This is a genomic window from Algibacter sp. TI.3.09 (assembly GCF_038154905.1).
Lineage (GTDB): Bacteria > Bacteroidota > Bacteroidia > Flavobacteriales > Flavobacteriaceae > Algibacter.
This window is the reverse complement of the sequence record NZ_JBAKAN010000005.1, coordinates 164,510-183,179: the sequence shown is the minus strand read 5'-3', so window position 1 is coordinate 183,179 and position 18,670 is coordinate 164,510. Positions and strand designations below refer to the sequence as shown.

General features: G+C 34.2%; 17 protein-coding genes. 3 read left to right on the top strand and 14 right to left on the bottom strand.

Translation table 11 applies throughout. The annotated features are described in order from the left end of the window. Positions 1–31: 31 nt before the first annotated feature. From V6246_RS15560 to gldB, 12 genes are all read right to left on the bottom strand, one after another. Positions 32–556 (bottom strand): ubiquitin-like protein, encoded by a 525-nt coding sequence (locus tag V6246_RS15560; protein WP_341561381.1) that lies wholly within the window; start codon positions 554–556, stop codon positions 32–34. Positions 557–635: 79 nt separating this feature from the next. Next, positions 636–1,271: an HAD family hydrolase gene (locus tag V6246_RS15555; RefSeq protein WP_341561380.1), complete on the bottom strand. Its 636-nt coding sequence runs from the start codon at positions 1,269–1,271 to the stop codon at positions 636–638. Positions 1,272–1,277: 6 nt separating this feature from the next. After that, positions 1,278–3,305, bottom strand: a complete 2,028-nt coding sequence (locus V6246_RS15550) for an OmpA family protein (protein WP_341561379.1) — start codon at positions 3,303–3,305, stop codon at positions 1,278–1,280. A 1-nt stretch (position 3,306) separates the two neighbouring features. Continuing rightward, positions 3,307–4,218 carry a PorP/SprF family type IX secretion system membrane protein gene (locus tag V6246_RS15545; protein WP_341561378.1) on the bottom strand — a complete coding sequence of 304 codons (912 nt, stop codon included), beginning with the start codon at positions 4,216–4,218 and terminating at the stop codon, positions 3,307–3,309. A 4-nt stretch (positions 4,219–4,222) separates the two neighbouring features. Next, the gene (locus tag V6246_RS15540) at positions 4,223–6,952 is read right to left on the bottom strand and encodes a T9SS type B sorting domain-containing protein (protein WP_341561377.1); all 2,730 of its coding nucleotides are present in this window, start codon (positions 6,950–6,952) and stop codon (positions 4,223–4,225) included. Between the two features lie 405 nt (positions 6,953–7,357). Further along, positions 7,358–8,041 (bottom strand): SDR family NAD(P)-dependent oxidoreductase, encoded by a 684-nt coding sequence (locus tag V6246_RS15535; RefSeq protein WP_341561376.1) that lies wholly within the window; start codon positions 8,039–8,041, stop codon positions 7,358–7,360. Then, complete coding sequence (locus V6246_RS15530; RefSeq protein WP_341561375.1) at positions 8,034–8,963, bottom strand: M28 family metallopeptidase; 930 nt, start codon at positions 8,961–8,963, stop codon at positions 8,034–8,036. The genes V6246_RS15535 and V6246_RS15530 overlap by 8 nt, the downstream gene beginning before the upstream one ends. Positions 8,964–9,047: 84 nt before the next feature. Then, positions 9,048–10,676, bottom strand: coding sequence for a pyruvate dehydrogenase complex dihydrolipoamide acetyltransferase (locus V6246_RS15525; protein WP_341561374.1), 1,629 nt, complete (start codon positions 10,674–10,676; stop codon positions 9,048–9,050). A 3-nt stretch (positions 10,677–10,679) separates the two neighbouring features. Beyond that, positions 10,680–11,678 (bottom strand): pyruvate dehydrogenase (acetyl-transferring) E1 component subunit alpha, encoded by a 999-nt coding sequence (gene pdhA / locus V6246_RS15520; protein ID WP_341561373.1) that lies wholly within the window; start codon positions 11,676–11,678, stop codon positions 10,680–10,682. A gap of 166 nt (positions 11,679–11,844) precedes the next feature. Beyond that, a complete protein-coding gene (gene cdd / locus V6246_RS15515) occupies positions 11,845–12,327 on the bottom strand; it encodes a cytidine deaminase (protein WP_341561372.1) in 483 nt (160 codons plus the stop codon). Between the two features lie 213 nt (positions 12,328–12,540). Further along, positions 12,541–12,873: a gliding motility protein GldC gene (gene gldC, locus V6246_RS15510; RefSeq protein WP_042504278.1), complete on the bottom strand. Its 333-nt coding sequence runs from the start codon at positions 12,871–12,873 to the stop codon at positions 12,541–12,543. Continuing rightward, positions 12,866–13,837: a gliding motility lipoprotein GldB gene (gldB, locus tag V6246_RS15505; RefSeq protein ID WP_341561371.1), complete on the bottom strand. Its 972-nt coding sequence runs from the start codon at positions 13,835–13,837 to the stop codon at positions 12,866–12,868. Before gldB ends, gldC begins: the two co-directional genes overlap by 8 nt. Before the next feature lie 93 nt (positions 13,838–13,930). Here gldB and nadE point away from each other — a divergent pair, with 93 nt between their 5' ends. Together nadE and V6246_RS15495 are read left to right on the top strand one after the other, a co-directional pair. After that, the gene (nadE, locus tag V6246_RS15500; RefSeq protein WP_341561370.1) at positions 13,931–14,719 is read left to right on the top strand and encodes an NAD(+) synthase; all 789 of its coding nucleotides are present in this window, start codon (positions 13,931–13,933) and stop codon (positions 14,717–14,719) included. Between the two features lie 100 nt (positions 14,720–14,819). Next, the gene (locus V6246_RS15495; RefSeq protein WP_042504465.1) at positions 14,820–15,452 is read left to right on the top strand and encodes a response regulator; all 633 of its coding nucleotides are present in this window, start codon (positions 14,820–14,822) and stop codon (positions 15,450–15,452) included. Here V6246_RS15495 and dnaG read toward each other — a convergent pair. Both dnaG and lipB read right to left on the bottom strand, forming a co-directional pair. Beyond that, positions 15,447–17,471: a DNA primase gene (dnaG, locus tag V6246_RS15490; protein WP_341561369.1), complete on the bottom strand. Its 2,025-nt coding sequence runs from the start codon at positions 17,469–17,471 to the stop codon at positions 15,447–15,449. The two genes, V6246_RS15495 and dnaG, sit on opposite strands and share 6 nt — an antisense overlap. A 53-nt stretch (positions 17,472–17,524) precedes the next feature. Further along, positions 17,525–18,223, bottom strand: coding sequence for a lipoyl(octanoyl) transferase LipB (gene lipB / locus V6246_RS15485; protein ID WP_341561368.1), 699 nt, complete (start codon positions 18,221–18,223; stop codon positions 17,525–17,527). Positions 18,224–18,298: 75 nt separating this feature from the next. On the opposite strand from lipB, the gene V6246_RS15480 reads away from it, so the two are divergent. Next, the gene (locus V6246_RS15480) at positions 18,299–18,667 is read left to right on the top strand and encodes a cupin domain-containing protein (RefSeq protein ID WP_341561367.1); all 369 of its coding nucleotides are present in this window, start codon (positions 18,299–18,301) and stop codon (positions 18,665–18,667) included. Positions 18,668–18,670: the final 3 nt, after the last annotated feature.

Here is an 18,670-nt window from a genome sequence, read left to right as displayed (position 1 = left end):
TCCGTCTAGAGATTTCAATAAAAAAAGGTGTTTATTCTTTCAAGAAACGCAATGAGTCTTCATTTTTAAAACTCAAAACATAAAACCCTCTATCTAAACTTTGAATATCAACTCGATCTTTACTACTAGAAACAACACCTTCCTGAACTCCTTGCCCTAGTACATTTAGAATGCGGTATGTTTTAACTTCTTTTAAATTAGAAATAGAAATATAATTTTTAGCAGGCACCGGATATACAGATAATTTACGCTCTACATTCGCTAAATTATTTACTGATAATGTAGACGACTCTAAAAACAAAGTAGATTCTTTTTGAATATTATAATCAGCTAGCGTACGTCCATCCTCTAAAGTCTGACCGTTGTATTTTAAAACTTGTTCATTTGGAGGTATACCTTCCTTATCTTGAATTTTTGCTTTTACATTATCAATTGTATCATTTGCTTCAACCTCTAAGGCTATAGTCTTACCATCACTAAGTTTAACAAAAATTTGCATCGCCATAACATTTAAAGACAAAAACAGAAATGCAATTAAAGCGTACTTTTTCTTCATAGATATATTTTTAATGGAAATTGGGTTTTTTATTATTTCAATGAAGCCTATACTCCAGCCTCATGTAACAAATAAGTGTTTAAATCATACTTAAAAGCTTATCCATACTATCAAAAGTTTGGGTAGCTTCATCTTTTAATTGGTTGTTATAATCGTGAGCTACGTAGCCAAAAACATCGAATCCACCAGCTTTTGCCGCGCGAACTCCTGATATACTATCTTCAATTACAACACATTCTTCGGGCTTAAACCCCATAGTTTCGGCTGCCCATAAAAACACTGCTGGATCTGGTTTCCATTTTTGGATTTTATAGCAACTAAATATTTTATTTTCGAAGAAAGGTAACAAACCGGTAAGCCCTAAGTTAAGTTCTATTTTATCTTCTGGACCGCTAGATGCAACACAAAATGGTCTATTTATATTTTCAAGAACATCCTTAACCCCTTCAACGGGTTTCATATCTTTTTTAAAAGCTTCAAAACTGCGCTGTCTGTATTCACTTTCCAAAGAATCTGGTAATTGTTTTTGTGCTAATTCAGAAATCATACGTTTACAGGCATCGAAGAAACTTCCTTTAAAATGTTTCATTCCGTAAGCTAAATCAATATTCGCTCCATATTCATTTGCGATATCTACTAACACCTGTATGCTTACAGGTTCACTATCCACCAAAACACCATCGCAATCGAAAATGACACATTTATATTGCTTCATAAAACTTTAATATTTAATAATTTCGAACTCGCTTCGTCTGTTAAGCTGGTGCTCTTCTTCTGTACAATTTAGCATAGGGCACGGCACAATAGGCTCCATTTCCCCAAAGCCTTTAAACGATAATCTACGAGCGTTAATATAACCTTCCAAAGCTATGTAATTTCTTGTAGATTCTGCACGACGCTCTGATAAAATTTGATTGTATTTTGCACTACCACGACTATCAGTATGCGCACTAATTTTTAAATAGATATCAGGATAACGTTCTAATTTCGCAGATAATTCGTCTAATATTTTTTTAGAATCTGCTCTAATATTCCAAGTTCCAAAATCAAAATAAATAGGCGCTAACTTAAAAAATAATTTACCATCTTTCTCTATAACTGGAGGTCCATCGACATCGGTAAGCAAAGCAAACCTCGTTGGATCTTCTTCTTTTAATTTCTTATCTATTTTCTTTTCTGTAATTATAGCTTCCACGGGATCCACAACTACTGGTGGCGGTGGCGGAATTTGCTTTAAATACAATACATGTTTTTGATCTTGTTTTTCTAAAACTTCTACAGGGAGTGTTTTTGCATAATACCCTTCACTTTCAGCTTTAAGATCGTAATGATCTGCTAACAAATTCATGTTAAAAACAGAAGTATCATCTAAGGTATTGCTATAAATCTCTGCTTTTTTGCGGTTGCTTAAAACAACTTGAGCGTTAGGAATATATTCTTTTGTAACAGCATCTCGAATTTCAAATGTATTGATATACTCTCTAATAAATATTGGTCCCGATTGTTTAAACTTGAAAATATTATCGTCTTTTTTATTTCTATTCGAAGCAAAAAAGCCTTCATTTTCGTTGTAATAATTTATTCCGAAATCATCGTATTGAGAATTGATTGGCACACCTAAATTTGTTGGCGCAGTAAACGCATTATCCACCAACTCCGAAACAAAATTATCCAACATACCCAAACCTAAATGTCCGTTAGAAGCAAAAAACAAATGTCCTTCTTCTGATATAAATGGAAAGTGTTCTCTATTTTCTGTATTTATTGTAGCACCTAAGTTTACGGGCTCGCTAATTTCATCTTCACTTAAAGCGACGTAATACAAATCGAAACTTCCAAAACCACCTTCTAAATTCGACGAGAAGTATAATTTACTCCCATCTGGACTTAAAGCTGGATGCTGATATGAGAATCCGTTTTTATTAAACGCTAATTTCACTGGCTCCAACCATTTTCCATTCTCTTTTACCCACTTATAAATGTGAATATCATTGGTTTTGGCATTGTTAAATTCACGCTTACCATCTACAATATTGCTTCTTGAAATATATAAGGTATTACCGTCTTTACTAAAACAGAAATTCCCTTCGTGATATTTAGAATTGATATTTTTCGGCAATGCTTTTGTATAGCCAACGGTATCAATATCCTTGTTTACAGCAGCTACATAAATATCTAAAAATGGCTGATGCGTCCATTTATAAGTTTTTCCGAATAATTGATTTACATCTCTATCGGAAGTAAAATAAACACTATCTCCAAACTTTACCGCTCCAAAATCTGAAGCTTCAGAATTGAACTGCGCTTTTTCAATTTTGTAATCGGGTGTTTTAAGCTTAAAAGTTTCAATGGTTTCGATAGATTCAGCAACATCTAACGTTGCAGAATTATTCTCTTTATACAATTTTAAATACACCAAAGCAGCCTCATAATCTCCTAAAGCAGAAAGTATTTGATACAGCTTGAAGTTGTATTCATTGTTGTAACTTTTGTCCTTTTCGCCAAATCGACCTTTTACCAATTGCTTTAAATGTCGAGATGCTAATCGATACTGAAACGTATTGTAATAACATTCCGCTATATTTTCTAGATCTTTTTTATGACGTTCCTTTTCTAAGGCCGTTTCGTAATATTTTGCTGCGTTGATGTAATCTCCTTTTTCGAAAAAACGATCGCCTCTAGATTTTTGGCCAACAGCCAACTGAGACATAAAACAGATTGCAAAAATTAAAGTTATTTTCTTAATCATATTAGTAGAATCTTGGAGATGAATATTTTTTACTTAAACCTAATACATCAAACCTATAAAGCAAAACAAACTCGTGACTTCCATTGTTATAACTTTTTAATTGGCTCGTATTAAAATCGTGAGAATAACCGATGCGTAAATCTGGTGTTATGTTGAAAACAGCCAAACCAGAAACAGCGTCTTGATAACGATAAGACACTCCTAATTCGAACTTATTATCATAAAGAACATTTGCAGAAACATCAAAAGATAAAGGCGCTCCTCCAGCAAATTTCATAACAGTTGATGGTTTTATTTTGAACAAATCATTCAATTCATAAATATAACCTGCAATTAAAAACCCATGGATACTATTGTTGTATATCACATCATCATTAACACTTAAATCGGCAGGAATTAAATTTGGTGACGATAACCCGACGTAATAATTTTTATGAAACAAAAAGGCTCCTGCTCCAATATTTAAAACCGTTTTATTAGTGTTTCCAAAAGAAGGATCGGCAGACACATTACTACCAATAGCACTAAAATTTAAATGATCGAAGCCGGCTTTTAATCCAAAAGACAAATTAAGCTCCTTGTTTAAATTAATTTTATAAGCTGCATCTACATTAAATACGTTTTCACTTGTATTTACATTTCCACCTATATTATCATTTAAATAATTAACGCTTAATTCTATTTTTTCACTCAATGGAATATTAGCAAAAACATTAGTTGTTTTTGGTGCTCCGTCTATCCCTACCCATTGTGTTCGGTATAAAGCACCAACTTCTACAAGGCTTGGTTCGTTTATCATATAAGCAGGATTCACCATGCTCATATTGTACATATATTGTGTGTACTGTGGTTCTTGCTGTGCAAAAACCGACAGATTACAAACTATAAATAGTATAAATAATTTTATCTTCATCAACTTATTTGCTTAAGTAAAAATTCCCCTGAAAAGGTTTAGTCATCCCGTCTTTCGGATCGAAAACATAAAAATAAACTCCAGAAGACAATTGATTCCCTAGTGTTCCCGAGACATTCGATTTACCCGAAAATAACGGTGTGCTTTTTATGCCTTTATAAACAGTAACTCCATATCTGTTATGAATATTTAATTCGAAATTTGGATAGGTTTCCGGTAAATTACATAAATCGAAAACATCGTTTACACTATCACCATTAACGGATACACCATCTTTAATACAACTTTCGCAATTATCATCTCTAAAAGATAGGATAGTAACCGTCATGGCTATTTTGGGAGATTCGCAACCATTTTCATCTAAAGCAGCAACAAAATAGTCTTCGCCGTTTATTAAAATAGTCCCTAGTGGTAATGGAGTTGTGTCAATGGCTGTATCATACCAATTAAAATCATATCCATTATTCGCGACTAAGCTATTAACGGTTTCACCATCTACAGCGCAAAAAGTTTGATTAGATGTTGTTGGCACCTCAACCTCAGAAATAGTAATTTCTATTAAGGCTGTATCTAAAAGACATGAAGCATGCCCTTGAATTTCGTATCTAAAATTATAAACTCCAGCCACCAATTGAGAAACATCTAATAAATTCCCTATGGGTAAATCACCATTATCTACATCTATAAAAACACCACCGCTGTTAGCTGAATCATCTAGATAATCTATTAAATCGATTTCCAAATCAGATCGGCACACATCATAAGCAACATCCTCACCTGCACTTGGACTCTTATAAAGAGTTACCGTAATAGTTGCCTCACTACCAGAACACATAGTTGTTCCTTCTGGCGTTAAATTATCAGGAACTGTATAAGTATAAACTCCGGCATCAGCAGTTTTTGGATCAAATTCAGCTTTATAATCGGTTGTAATAAATCCATTTGGCCCTGTCCAGATTCCTGTTCCACTAGGATTTCCGTCTAATTCATCAAACAAATCAACAACACCATTATTATCGCAAACATCTAATAGCGTATCTACACCAGCTGTATATTCTTCATAAACTGTAAACGATAAATTTGCCGAATTAATACAGCCTTTTTCTGTTACAGTTGAATAAGTAAAATCGAAAAGCTGACTATTTTTAACTTGGGGCAACTCGTAGGTTGTTGGGTTTGTAATAGTTTCTCCAGAAATATTATCAACCCATGTTCCTAAAGGTCCTTGGTAAATTGGGCCATCAACACTATTGGTATTCAAACGAGAAAACAGATCTAAAGGACTTGCTATTAACGGATCATTTTCGCAAAACTCCATACCTACAGTGTCTTCACCTGGATAATTATTAGGCAATAAAACAACAGTAACATAAGTGAATTTAGGATCGCATGGCGACGTACCACTACTTCCACAAGTATTACACAAACTAGAAACATAGTAACTAAAAACGTAGGTACCTGCATTGGCTTGAGTAAGTGTATTTAAATCAATATAACCAGAATCGGTATCTGTTCTAATATCCGAAGGTCCTGAAATAAAACTCCACGAGTTACACCCAAATACTTCTGGATAATTATATAATACACTGTTTTCTGTTGTAAAAATTAATTCGTTGTACAAGCTTATACCTGCTGGCTTATTATCATCCAAACACACTTCTAAAGGCTGAGCTTGATAAAAGGGCTTAATAGGTTCGTAAATTCTAAATACCACTTCCGATTCTTTACTTGGGCAATCGGTTAAAGAAGACCTCGCTTCTACCGAGTATGTATACGTAAACTCTCTACAGCCAAAATTAGATTTACTACTTTTTAAATTATCGTAAACCTCTCTAATATTAATATTAGAATCTGCTGGGTTTGAAATTTGGTTTGTAGGATCAAAAGCAGATTTCCAAGTACCTTCTACATCTTCACCTACAAGGAATCTATCATCAGTTAAATCAATATCTGCATCCCACATTCCAGATAATATATCACTCTCACAAATATCATAAGTTGAAGGTTCTCCGGAAAGTACATCACGAATAACTTCTACTTTAAAATGAGATACTTTTTCTGAATCGCATGGCGACACACCATAAACGGTATATTTAAATTCGAAAACGTCAAACTCTACTAGATCACCGTAAGGCTCATAAGGAATTTCGGCATTAAACTTACCTTCAATACTTAAGCCTTTAAAATTACTTGGGTCTCCCATATTCCCTACAAACTCCCAAACACCATTTTTATGAGGTGATGGTTGCGACTCAAAGACTTGAAATAAATCGAAACCAGCTAGCACGGCTTGACATACCGTAACATTGGCATCATTAACTCCTGCAGGAGGCAAAGGTTTCCCTTCAAAAGGGCCGAGAACAATATTTAATCGTGTTTTTATTCCATCGGGGCACGCACTAGATGTATCGATTAATTGAAATTGGTACGAATCGATATCAACCGAAGCATCTTTTAAATCCCATAAATATAAATCGCCAGTAGATACATCTAGGGAGAAATTATAATTTGGATCGAACCAAGTACCCGAAGCCGATGTTATTGGCGTTGAAACTCCAGGAAGAGCATTATAAACGTCGTATAAATTAATTATTCCGTCGGGCGTTCCGTCAGCATCCTTATCAACGATTGTCATGTCACAAACATTATAAGTTACTACTTCATCGCATTGCGCATGTACTTTTGCAAAACAAGATACTAGAAGAGCAAAAGCCAAAAAGAGGACTTTTTTCAATTGAGTTAATTTAGGTTTTGTGCAAAGTATTATTTACAATGCATAGGCAAAGGTGTGGAAAATAAAAACCTACAACTAAAAAACGAAGGAAAAAGTTAAAATTTAACGCACAATATCTGCTTTTTATGCATTTCAACGATAAAAATTCATAAAAACAAGTTAGATTTTAACATAAAAACTTCAAAAAATCCACTTTTTAAACACAAAACAGATTATCGGATTTTACACTTTCTTACCCAAACCATCATCAATCTATCTAAATTTACTCGCATAAACCTCTTAAACAGTTTAACGAATCTCACAAATTAACAAGTATTAAACGATGCAAAAAGACTTTTTATCCACCAAAACATTTTAACATAATTCACGATTTAAAAAGAAAACAACTTCTAAAGAGTATTTACATTACGGGGTAGAATTAGAAACCTGTAACATTTTACCGTTATAATACTTATTTCCGTTAAGTGAAAAACCGAAAATATACTGAGCCATTTCTAAAGCTGTAGTTGGTGCTTGATAACCAGGAAAAGCTTCTTCCAGCATTTCGGTTTGCACAGCTCCTAAAGCCAATACATTAAAAGCAATACCAGATTCTTTATATTCTTCTGCTAAGAGCTCTGTAAGCGTAATTACGGCTGCTTTACTAGAACTATAGGCTGATAAGCCAGGAAACTTCATACTGCCTTGCACACCTCCCATAGAGCTAATAGTAACCACGTGGCTTGAAGCCTGCATAAACGGCAGTACTTTTCTTGTTATTTCGGCAACACCAAAGACATTTGTTTTATAAACCGCTTCAAAATCTTCCATTGTTATTTCTGCAAACGGTTTGTTTAGTAAAGCTCCAGCGTTATTGATTAAAACATCAACTTGTTTCCAATTTTCAGAAATAAAAGTTTCAACTTTCTCATAAGCCTTTCCGTCATTTAAATCGAAAGAAAAACAAGTAACGTTTTCTAAATTTAAATTACTAATAGGTTTTTCATTCCGCGAAAGCGCCAATACATTATGCCCTTCGTTTGCAAAAAGTTGTACCAACTCAAAACCAATACCTCTACTTGTTCCTGTAATAATTATATTTTTACTCATTGGTAAGTTTTATTTCTTTAGTTGAAGCGTTTATCATCCCTTCTAGAGCAGGAATCATTTTATTTATAAAGTTCGTCATGTGCTTAAAATCCATGTTTTCAGTTTCGTCATCCACATGGTGATAATAATCAAAATTTGTAAAATCGAAGGTTGAAATGGCTTGCGCCGGAATTTGAAAAGACTGGTAAAATGGATAATTATCCGAACGTTTAAATAAATTAAACTCTTTAGCCTTTGGCAGGAATCCTATAATTTCAGCATTAGCATAACCGTTTAATTTTTCTGCCATATTCGATTCTTTATAACCGGTAACATAAGCCATAGTTTCTCCTTGTGCTCTAGGCACACCAATCATCTCGAAATTAATCATGGTGTATACATTTAAACTATCGTTTTTTAAACGCTCAGCTAAATGTCCCGAACCTTTTAAACCCATTTCTTCTGCAGCATAAAGCGTAAACAAAACACTACGCTTATTAGTTTTAGTTTCAGAAAAATATTTTGCCCATTCCATAACAGCTACTGTACCCGAAGCATCATCGTTAGCTCCATTTGCAATAACATCGCCATTAACTTCTTTTGCCGTACCAATATGATCGTAATGCGCACCTAAAATCACGAATTCATCTTTTAAAACAGGATCATTACCTTCAATATAGCCTACAACATTATAGCCTGTGATATCCTTTAGATTAAAGGTATCTCTATAAGTTTCGAAATAAGGTTTTACATTATTTTCATTAAAGAAGTTCTCTATAAAAACGGCTGCTTTCTCTATACCAATACTCCCTGTACTTCGCCCTTCCAAAGCATCGGATGCTAAATACTCTAAACTTGTTTTAATAGATTTTTCTTCTATTTTATTTTGAGCAGCACAGCTAAAAACAAACATTACTAAACTAAGACTTAATATATTTTTCATATTTCAATTTAAAAATTAAAGATAAAAAAAACCTGCTTCAATAATATGAAACAGGTCTTTATATTTAGATTTTGAAAAATCTGGTTACACTAACATGGTTACCGGGTTTTCAATATATCCTTTTAATGTTTGAAGGAATAAAGCACCTGTAGCGCCATCAACCGTTCTATGATCGCATGCTAATGATAACTTCATGGTATGTCCAACAACAATTTGTCCGTTTTTAACCACTGGCTTTTCAACAATATTTCCAACAGAAAGAATTGCAGAGTTTGGTTGATTGATAATCGATGTAAATGTATCGATACCAAACATACCTAAGTTAGACACAGTAAATGTGCTACCTTGCATTTCGTCGGGAGTTAATTTTTTGTTTTTAGCTTTACCTGCAAGTTCTCTAACCGCACCACCAATTTGTGGTAACGATTGCTCGTTTGCAAACTTAACAACTGGCACAACCAAACCATCTGGAACTGCTACTGCAACACCAATATGTACGTGATTGTTTAATCTCATTTTATCTGCAAACCACTGAGAGTTTACTTGAGGATGTTGTTTTAACGCTAAAGCACAAGCTTTAACAACAATATCGTTATAAGATATTTTAGTATCAGGAATTGAGTTAAACTGAGCACGGAAAGACATAGCGTTTTCCATATCGAACTCCACACTTAAATAGTAATGTGGTGCAGAAAACTTAGAGTTTGTTAACGCTTTAGCAATTGCTTTACGCATTTGAGAATTATCAACATCATCAAAATCTTCTTGGCCAGAAGGTACAAATTTACCCGCTGCTGCAGCAGAAGTTGCTGGCTCGTAATTTTCTATATCACGTTTTACAATACGTCCATTTTCTCCAGACCCCTGTATTTTTGTTAAATTAATACCTTTATCTTCAGCTAGCTTTTTTGCTAATGGAGATACATGTACACGTCCGTCTGCCGTTACTGGCGTTGGAGCAGGTGCACTTGTTTTAGGTTTAGAAGGAGCAGCTGGTGCAGGCGCACTTTTAGGAGCTTCTTTTTTCGCTTCAGCTTTTGGAGCTTCTGCTTTAGCAGCTGGTGCAGCCGTACTAAAACTAGAGGCAACTCCAGAAACATCTGTTCCCGCAGGGCCAATAATAGCTAAAAGTTCATCTACTTTTGCAGAATCGCCTTCTTGCAAACCTATAAATAATAAAGTACCAGATTGGAATGATTCAAATTCCATTGTTGCTTTATCTGTTTCAATTTCAGCTAGAATATCGCCTTCTTCAACGCTATCTCCTACTTTTTTCAACCAAGTTGCAACAGTACCTTCTTCCATGGTATCACTTAAACGTGGCATGGTAACAACTATAACACCTTCTGGCAATTCTGCCGATGCTGCTGTTGCTTCTTTAGTTTCTTCTACTGCAGGAGCAGCTTCTTCTGTTTTTTCTTCAGTCGCTTCCGCGGAAGTACCACCACCGTTTAAAAGGGCAGAAATATCTTCACCTTCATCACCAATAATAGCTAAAAGTTCATCTACCTTAGTAGTTTCACCTTCTTGAACACCAATATGAAGCAAAGTACCTTCATTGAAAGACTCAAATTCCATTGTGGCTTTATCCGTTTCAATTTCAGCTAAAATATCGCCTTCTTCAATTTTATCTCCTACTTTTTTCAACCAAGCTGCAACGGTACCTTCTTCCATGGTATCGCTTAAACGAGGCATATTTACTACTATTGCCATAGCTTATATTTTGTGTTGTATAAATGGATAATCTTCTTGTTCGTATACCATATCGTAAAGCTGTTGCTTTTCTGGGTATGGAGATTCGTCAGCAAATTTTTCACATTCTGCAACAAGATCTTTAACACGCTTATCGATTATTTTAATATCATCTTCAGAAGCATATTTGTTTTCAAGAATAACATCTTTTACTTGCGTAATTGGATCTATTTTCTTGTACTCCTTAACTTCATCTTTTGTTCTGTAATGTTGAGCATCACTCATTGAGTGACCTCTGTAACGGTAAGTTTTTAACTCTAAGAAAGTTGGACCATCACCACGACGACCTCTTTGAATAGCTTCATCAAAAGCTTCAGCAACTTTAATAGGGTTCATACCATCTACAGGTCCGCAAGGCATATCATAACCTAAACCCAATTTCCATATATCTGTATGGTTCGCTGTTCTTTCTACTGAAGTTCCCATAGCATAACCATTGTTTTCACAAACAAATACTACTGGTAACTTCCAAAGCATTGCTAAGTTGAATGCCTCGTGAAGAGAACCTTGTCGTGCAGCACCATCACCAAAGCAACATAAAGTAACGGCATCGCTACCGTGATATTTATCGCCAAATGCAATACCTGCGCCTAAAGGAATTTGACCACCAACAATACCGTGACCACCGTAAAAACGAAATTCTTTAGAAAAAATATGCATAGAACCTCCCATACCTTGAGATGTTCCTGTTACTTTTCCATATAATTCTGCCATAACACGTTTAGGATCTACTCCCATACCAATAGGTTGAACGTGATTACGATAAGCGGTTATCATTTTATCTTTAGTCAAATCCATAGCGTGCAAAGCACCTGCTAAAACAGCTTCTTGACCATTGTATAAGTGAAGAAATCCTCTTACTTTTTGTTGAATGTAAACGGCAGCTAGCTTGTCTTCAAACTTTCTCCAGAATAACATGTCTTCATACCATTTGAGGTAAACCTCTTTTGTGATTTTTTGCATCGACTAGTATTAATGTTTTTATTTCGCGAAAGACAAAAGTAACACATTGCAAGTAATTGTAAAAACCCAATGCCCTTAAAGTGAAAAAAATATTAAAAAAACTTAATTTGAGAACGCCTTTAAATTATCTTCAAATAATTTGAACGAATACTGATTTTTTAAAAATCTAAAGCGCTGATTTATCAAAACCTAGAGGCAATAAATTAGCCAATGAATTCGACTTAGCAACTTTACCTGTTTCGCCCATAAAATAAATTTCTATTGGGCTATCTTGTTTCACCTCATATTCGGCGATAGATTGGCGGCAAGCACCACATGGAGGTATAGGCGTTAAAGTTGTTTTTATTTTTGAACCCGCCGTTATAGCCATACGTACAATTTTTGCTTCTGGATACTTTGCTCCTGCATAATATATTGCTGTGCGCTCGGCACACAAACCAGATGGGTATGATGCGTTTTCTTGGTTACTACCTGTAATTATTTCATTGTTATCCAAAAGTATGGCAGTGCCCACATGAAATTTAGAATATGGTGCATAGGCTTTATCTCGAGCTTCTATAGCTTTACCCATTAATGCAACAACATCATCAGGTGTTTCATTTAAATCATCATAAACGTATAATGTGGATTCTATCTTTACTTCTTTCATATATTTTTTTATTAGTGTAACGAGTTTTCAACTTCAGAAGTTTTAAAAATTTGTTTTAAATTTCATCTCAATTATTGAAAAATCTAAAGTTTTGAACGCAACAATGTAAGCTAAAAGTTGATATTTACAACTAAAGCCGTTATTTTTTTTCCATTTACGACACTACTTATTGATGTAAAACGAAATAAAAAATTTAGAAATATTCGTGAAAAACTATTTTTTAATCTCTAATTTCTCAGCAAAATAATCACAGAAATCCTTCATGGTTGCTGTCATTTTTTCGTCTTGTGTAGCACGGTTAAATGTGTTACTCATAGCCACAAGTGTTTGATGAAAAAAGACTTTCATCTCATCTACAGGCATATCTTTTGTCCAAAGATCAATACGTAAACTTTCTTGTGTTTTAGAATCCCAAACTGATAGCATCATGGCTTTAGCCTCAGCATTCGAAATTCCGCCATCTTGTGCTGTCCAATGTAATTTTTCTGGAACTCGATTTTCATCTAACTCCACATTCAATTCAATTTTAGATTTTATATTAGCCATTACTTTTTTTTGGTTTAAATTTTGATTTATTAAAGAGTTCTTCGGCATTCATAATCAACATATCTTTAAAAGATGTGTCGTTGTTATCCATGTAAGCTTTCACTATTTGCCAACCTACATACTGCCCTATTTTACCTGGCGACTCACCATCTATGTCTTCTAAATAGAATTTAGAAAATGGCGCTGGGTTTATAAAGCGGTTGGGTAATTTAGAATTTGTACTGTATAGCAATTCGCGTTCTACAAAATATTGCCAAACAGAACTTTCGTTATTTTCAACCCAAGTAAACTCGTCTTTGGTGTAACTTATTCGTTCGTTTTCTAACTTAAAAGGAATAACCTGATCTTTAAAATATAGAATTTTACCAAAAAAGATCATTTCATCTAAAAGCGTTTTTCTTTCCGGTTGAAAAACATATTTCTTAGCATATTCCTCGGCTACATCTACAACAATTTGTTCTTTCCTTAAATCTTCCGAAATGTATTTTGGAATACTCTGATAGAAATAATGATCTTCCCCTAAGTATGCATCTAAAGCTACCAAAACAATAGTATCGGTAACGATAACACGGTTTCTATAATCTACATTACTAGTTGTGGTTATAATCCTTGGCGTTTTTAATTCAGGAAAATAATAATGAATATAGCTAAGCAATTCCTCTAGCTCTTCTTCTGTGTTTTGATAATCTGAAAACACTTTATCAACCTCGCCACTTAACTCTTGCTGTAAGGTATCATTCACCTTATCCATCCAAATAGAATCTGCTATAGCTTCAGGAAACATAAACGGATAAGCCTTTTTTAACTTAGGCAATTCTTCCAGATTAGTTTGTGCAAAAAACCGGTCGAAGCGCTCTACAGAAATATCTATCTTGTTGTTCTCCAATGCTAATTCTACATCACTTTTATTTTTACAAGAAAAAACACAAATAGCAACAAGGATTATTAATGACAGTTGTTTCATACTAAAACTTAAACGTTTTAAATTTTTATTAATTGAGTGATTACAGTATTTTTGTTGACAAAGGTAGTATTCTTATATCAAAACTCTTCTAAAATGCAAACAGAAAAAGTAGTAGATTATATTGTAAATTGGTTAAAAGATTATGCAACAAAAGCTGGAGTAAACGGTTTTGTAATAGGTGTTTCTGGAGGTATAGACTCGGCAGTTGCGTCTACATTATGTGCAAAAACAGGATTAAATGTTTTATGTATTGAAATGCCAATACACCAAGCCGAAAGCCATGTTACTCGTGCGCAAGAACATATTGCCCAACTATCTAAACGTTTTGGTAATGTTAGCGATACAAGAACCGATTTAACACCAGTATTTGAGTCTTTTAAATCTGAATTGTTTTCCGACGGAGATAAAGCTACAGTCGATATGGCACTAGCCAATACGAGAGCACGTTTACGCATGACGACTTTATACTATTATGCCGGACTTTATAAACTATTAGTTGCAGGAACAGGTAATAAAGTTGAAGATTTTGGTGTTGGTTTTTACACAAAATACGGTGATGGAGGTGTAGATTTAAGTCCAATCGCAGATTTATTAAAATCTCAAGTTTACGAAATTGGTGAGTTTTTAGAGGTTCCAGAATCTATTATGAAAGCCGCTCCTAGCGACGGACTTTTTGGAGATACAAGAAGTGATGAAGATCAAATTGGAGCCTCGTATCCCGAGTTAGAATGGGCGATGTCCATGGATGAAGCCGGTAAAACAGATGCTGAATTTTCTGGACGTGAACTTGAAGTTTTTAAAATTTACAAAAGATTCAATTCTAGTAATAAACACAAAATGATTGCTATCCCAATCTGCGACATTCCTGATAATTTGATGTAATTTTTGCAAAATACGTAAAAAACTCATACTTTAGCCCCCGAGCTTTTTTCTTTCAAGTAGTATATTCTCTCAACCCTTTACAATGAAAGCTCGGAAAATTATGATAAAATTATTAATAGCAGACAACCATCCTATTACGAGGAAAGGATTAGAGGTGCTTTTTTCTGCCTCACCAAACATCGAAATTGTTGGAAGTTTACAAGATGGAAATGACATCTTAGATTTCATTAGAAAAAACGAAGTAGACATTATTTTAACTGAAGCTGATTTCCCTAAGCTTAATGGATTAACTCTTTTACGTTATTTAAAAAATGATTTCCCCGACATTAAAACCGTGATTTTTAGCGGTGAACCTGAAGAAGTTTATGCAATAAATGCTATTAAAGCAGGAGCTTCTGGATTTATCCATAAATCTGTAAATGTGATTACTATCAACGAAGCTATTTTAAAAGTTTACGATGGTGGTATTTATTTAAGTAATGATCTAACCCAACAACTAGCGTTTGGGAACAGAGTGAACAAAGGCTCTGGAACGTTTTACAAAAAGTTATCTACTAGAGAAGCTGAAGTTTTAAAGCTTTTAACTATTGGTAGAAAAAACAAAGAAATCTCTAAAGAATTAGACATTAACGAAAAAACAGTAAGTACTTACAAAGCGCGTTTAATGCGTAAGCTTAAAGTAACAAACCTTATTGACTTAGTTAATCAAGCGAAACTAGCAGAACACCTATAGTACGCGGTTTAATTTTCGAGATAACAACATTTTAAGACCCGAATAGTCTCTTACTTCTTCTAGTATGTTTCTATTCGAGTCTTTTTTATTTTGCAACGTTTCTTGTTGAAACTCTTTTACTTTTTGATCTATTAAAAAGCAACGCAAATTAAGTATGGTCTCGCTTACTAGTTGTGCTATACTCATTTTTTTCTCCTTCGGAAAAATATTCATTCTATTCCAATCGTCTAGCGCATAACGATCATCATCCATTAAAATGGTGGTAATTTCACTAGACATATCTGTACTTACGGTATTGATGAAAGTTTTCAACTCGAATTTAGTATCCTGATTTAATCTATCAATAATAGTGTAATACAGCTCTTTAAAATGTGTGTTTGTAAACTCCATTTCATCATCCTGCAAATCCAAAAACACTTTTTCAAATACTTTTGCCTCATGCACAACGGGTTCTAAAACCAAATCGCCTTTTTCGTTTTCTTTCAAAACTAAGTCCTCGAACTCCTCTACCTCATTACCATAAAGCAATAGTACTTCAATAATTTTTCGTTCTAAAAGATACTGAACATCTACTTTTTTTACCGGTTCTTTATTAGTAATTACCTCAAACGGATAATTATCCGGAGGACCTTCTCTTGGGTCTTGATTTGGATCCATATTCGGATCCATATTATAATTCTGCTTATTAGTTGCTGGTTTCGCGCTATTATCTTTAGCCGTTTTACTCTCAATTTGTGCGAGCGTACTGAATAATACAGATTCGCTCATATCCATTATACGAGCACACTCCTGAATGTAAATCTCTTTCTTTATCTGATCTGGAATTTTAGAAATACTATTTACAATATCTCTAACCGTATCTGCTTTTTTAATCGGATCGTTTTTAGACTCTTCGAATAAAATAGAAGCTTTAAATTGAATAAAATCCTTAGCATTTTCAGTTAAATACGTAGATAGTTCTTCTAAGGTATTTTGTTTTGCAAAACTATCGGGATCTTCTCCTTCAGGAAAGGTACACACCTTAACGTTCATGCCTTGCTCTAAAATTAAATCGATACCACGCAGCGATGCTCGCATACCTGCAGCATCTCCATCAAAAAGCACGGTAATATTTTTGGTAAGTCTATTTATTAATCTAATTTGATCTGGCGTTAATGCGGTACCAGAAGATGCCACAACATTTGTTATCCCTGTTTGATGAAACTGAATAACATCGGTATAACCTTCAACCAAATAACAGTTATCTTCTTTTGCAATACTTTGCTTAGCATGATAAATACCATACAACACCTTACTCTTATGGTAGATATCACTTTCTGGCGAATTCATATACTTCGCTGCTTTTTTATCAAGCACCAAAATACGGCCACCAAAACCTAACACACGGCCACTCATACTTTTTATAGGAAACAACACACGACCTTTAAAACGATCGAAACGTTTATCTCCTTTAACAATAGTTAACCCTGTTTTTGCTAAAAAATCGATATTATAACCTTGTTTTAAAGCCTCATCGGTAAAACCTTGCCATTCGTTTAGTGAATATCCTAAATCAAATTTTTTAATAGTTTCTTCTGTAAAACCACGCTCTTTAAAATAACTTAATCCAATAGATTTTCCTTGGTCGGTTTTATGAAGAATTTTCTGAAAATAAGTATTTGCGAATTCACTAACCAAATACAAACTTTCGCGCTCATTAGCTTGTTCTTTTTGTTCGTTAGATTGTTCGGTTTCTTCTATTTCAATATTATACTTTTTTGCTAAATACTTTATAGCTTCAGGATAAGTAAAATGCTCGTGCTCCATTAAAAAAGACACCGATGTCCCCCCTTTTCCTGTTGAAAAATCTTTCCAGATTTGCTTCACTGGCGATACCACAAAACTTGGCGAGCGCTCGTCACTAAAAGGGCTTAACCCTTTAAAGTTACTTCCTGCTTTTTTTAAGTTTACAAAATCGCCAATAACCTCCTCTACTCGGGCGGTTTCAAATACTAAATCTATGGATGCTGGTGATATCAAATTTTATTTTTTAAAGTAAAAACAATTTATTATTTAAATAATCGCGGTTCTTTTTAAGCAAATTCAGCTTCAAAAAGGGCTTTAAAATGTTTTAGTAATTTTTCTTTTACCTCAACCTCATCAACTGTTTTTTGAGCCAACTCTACATTAAGTGATGTTACTGCTTTACCGCGAATACCACATGGTATAATATTATCAAAATACCCCAAATTAGCATTTACATTAAGTGCAAATCCATGCATGGTAACCCAACGACTTGCGCGCACACCCATAGCACAAATTTTTCGAGCAAAAGGTGTTCCAACATCAAGCCAAACTCCTGTTTCACCAGGACTTCTTTCGGCCTTTAATCCATATTCTGCTAAAGTTAAAATAATCATTTCTTCTAAAAAGCGTAAATATTTATGAATATCGGTGAAAAAATTCTCCAAATCTAAAATAGGATATCCAACAATTTGCCCAGGTCCATGGTAGGTAATATCTCCTCCTCTATTTATTTTATAAAAGCTTGCTCCTTTTTCGGCCAACTGTGCTTCATTTAAAAGCAAGTTCGACAAATCGCCACTTTTACCCAAAGTATATACATGCGGATGCGTAACAAACAAAAAATAGTTTTTGGTTTTTAGAGCGGTTTCCTCTCTCCTATTCTTTATTTTTGCATCAACAATACCCTTAAACAAAGCCTCTTGGTAATCCCAAGTATCTTTATAATCTTTATAGCCTAAATCCTGCAGTTCAATTTGCTTATTCATAGGCTGCAAAATTACAATATTTTAAGGAGAAAGATTAACGTAAAACAGCAATAAGACAAAAGTAAAATTATAGATATGTCTAAAAAAAAATATACCATTCAAGCCAATCCCTTTATTGTACCAACAACCGATGGTAAAGTAATTAAAGAACATTTTGGAAACACAACTGATGGCAATAAAGACATCAGCATTGCACACATGAAAGCCCCTGCAGGCTGGAGTGAGCCTTTTCAAACTCCTGAATTCGATGAGTTCACCTTTATTATTAGTGGTAAAAAACAATTTATTATCGATGGCGAAACTATTGTTTTAGAAGCGGGACAATCTATAAAAATTGAACGCAATACTAGAGTACAATACTCTAATCCATTTACTGAAGTTTGCGAATATATTGCTATTTGCACCCCAGCTTTTTCAATAGATTTAGTAAACCGAGAAGCGTAAACA

Bases quoted from the DNA above. Each gene is read 5' to 3' on its own strand.
- lipB (WP_341561368.1), bottom strand. From the start codon at position 18,223: ATGAATAAGCAAATTGAACTGCAGGATTTAGGCTATAAAGATTATAAA.
- gldB (WP_341561371.1), bottom strand. From the start codon at position 13,837: ATGAAACAACTGTCATTAATAATCCTTGTTGCTATTTGTGTTTTTTCT.
- V6246_RS15545 (WP_341561378.1), bottom strand. From the start codon at position 4,218: ATGAAGATAAAATTATTTATACTATTTATAGTTTGTAATCTGTCGGTT.
- gldC (WP_042504278.1), bottom strand. From the start codon at position 12,873: ATGGCTAATATAAAATCTAAAATTGAATTGAATGTGGAGTTAGATGAA.
- V6246_RS15495 (WP_042504465.1), top strand. From the start codon at position 14,820: ATGATAAAATTATTAATAGCAGACAACCATCCTATTACGAGGAAAGGA.
- V6246_RS15560 (WP_341561381.1), bottom strand. From the start codon at position 556: ATGAAGAAAAAGTACGCTTTAATTGCATTTCTGTTTTTGTCTTTAAAT.
- V6246_RS15480 (WP_341561367.1), top strand. From the start codon at position 18,299: ATGTCTAAAAAAAAATATACCATTCAAGCCAATCCCTTTATTGTACCA.
- V6246_RS15525 (WP_341561374.1), bottom strand. From the start codon at position 10,676: ATGGCAATAGTAGTAAATATGCCTCGTTTAAGCGATACCATGGAAGAA.
- V6246_RS15530 (WP_341561375.1), bottom strand. From the start codon at position 8,963: ATGAAAAATATATTAAGTCTTAGTTTAGTAATGTTTGTTTTTAGCTGT.
- V6246_RS15555 (WP_341561380.1), bottom strand. From the start codon at position 1,271: ATGAAGCAATATAAATGTGTCATTTTCGATTGCGATGGTGTTTTGGTG.
- nadE (WP_341561370.1), top strand. From the start codon at position 13,931: ATGCAAACAGAAAAAGTAGTAGATTATATTGTAAATTGGTTAAAAGAT.
- V6246_RS15535 (WP_341561376.1), bottom strand. From the start codon at position 8,041: ATGAGTAAAAATATAATTATTACAGGAACAAGTAGAGGTATTGGTTTT.
- cdd (WP_341561372.1), bottom strand. From the start codon at position 12,327: ATGAAAGAAGTAAAGATAGAATCCACATTATACGTTTATGATGATTTA.
- pdhA (WP_341561373.1), bottom strand. From the start codon at position 11,678: ATGCAAAAAATCACAAAAGAGGTTTACCTCAAATGGTATGAAGACATG.
- V6246_RS15550 (WP_341561379.1), bottom strand. From the start codon at position 3,305: ATGATTAAGAAAATAACTTTAATTTTTGCAATCTGTTTTATGTCTCAG.